The sequence below is a fragment of the Moorena sp. SIO1G6 genome (assembly GCF_010672795.1).
In the GTDB taxonomy this organism is placed as follows: Bacteria; Cyanobacteriota; Cyanobacteriia; order Cyanobacteriales; family Coleofasciculaceae; genus Moorena; species Moorena producens.
Genome location: NZ_JAAHFZ010000184.1, coordinates 1 through 1339, shown reverse-complemented (window position 1 = coordinate 1339; position 1339 = coordinate 1). Strand labels below are relative to the sequence as shown.

The following is a 1339-nucleotide window of genomic DNA, read 5'->3' as shown; positions in this document are numbered from 1 at the left end:
CAGGGTAAGCGCAAGAAAATTTATGGGTTCGATATGCTAGAGTTTAAGGGAATGGAGGTTTCTAAAACTAAGCGCATATACCTTGTATCCATGCTGGCTCGTTTAGCTTTTTGACGAGTACTGCGTTTATAGCTCGTTTCAAGATTGAGTAGATTAAGACTCCAACGCTTAAGTAAAGCCATATTCTGTGGGGCATGCCCTGTACGAATCCGGCTAGCATCCTCCCCAAAAGTCACATCTAATACGAGCGTGAAGTTGGTTTTCAATAGACCAGTGCTGCCGAATAGCTTTGCCCAACTTTTGAGCATGGGGCGGTAAAGAAGTCAGGTAAAACATCACTTCGCGGGTAGTCTTGTTCCAAAGATGGCGGGTGCGAATAACCATCACGATACTCTGTAATCCAGACCACTTGGACTGTTGGTATAAATCGAAGTCTATTTGCTCAACAGAAACTGCCCAAACCTGTCGCTTTTCAGTACGATGGTGTGCTGATTCTACCCGCACATCATAGCTATACTCAACACTCTCAAACTCATTAGCAACAGCAGTTTCAAACCATCCCTTAACTTGCTCGAACAAAGTAGGATGATTCCTTTTGAGTGCCAGGACATAATCAGCACCCTTAGCACGAATACCACGGACTATCTCATGCTGAGTTCCCATGGCATCAATAGTAATGATGCATCCGCAGATGTCCAATAATTCTAGTAAGGCTGGAATCGCTGTAATCTCATTGCTTTTATCATCCACTTTCACTTGCCCAAGAAACAGCCGATGCTCACTCGCCCAAGCACTAACCACATGCAAAGCGGATTGTGCTTGGTTGCGGTCATAGGAACTCTTGAGTTGTTTGCCATCAATGGGAATCACCTGTGCTCCTAAATCCGTCACTAAACTACTTAACCAACTCTGGAAACTATCCTCAAAGGCCCTCGGTGAGATCTTCTCAAACACTCGCCTGTACGTATCTGCACAGGGAATTCCATTGGGTAATGCTAAAAAGCTCCCCAACCATTGCTGGTGGCTAATCCCATAAGTTTCGATATCTTCCCACCCCGTTGCGCCCCCAATGGTGGCTAATAGTGCAATCATCACAATACTTACAAATGGATGAAGCACCCCTTGTTTCCCTCGCGGATCACTTAGGTTCTCAAAATGCTCGAGCATTTGCTGCTGAAGCTGTTGACCATCCAGGGCTGGCAGTAATGGCTTGGATTTGCGACTTGTTAGATTTGGGTTCGTGGGTGTATCAAAGCTTTTAACCATTGGATTGGATACCTTGATGGTGACATCGGTTCCTTTAGCATATTATGAGTTCATTTTTCTTGCGCTTACCCTG

General features: G+C 45.2%; 1 pseudogene. It reads right to left on the bottom strand.

From position 1 onward, the window contains the following. Positions 1 to 20: 20 nt before the first annotated feature. Positions 21 to 1266 (bottom strand): annotated as a pseudogene (locus F6K63_RS36910) (ISAs1 family transposase). Positions 1267 to 1339 lie beyond the last annotated feature (73 nt).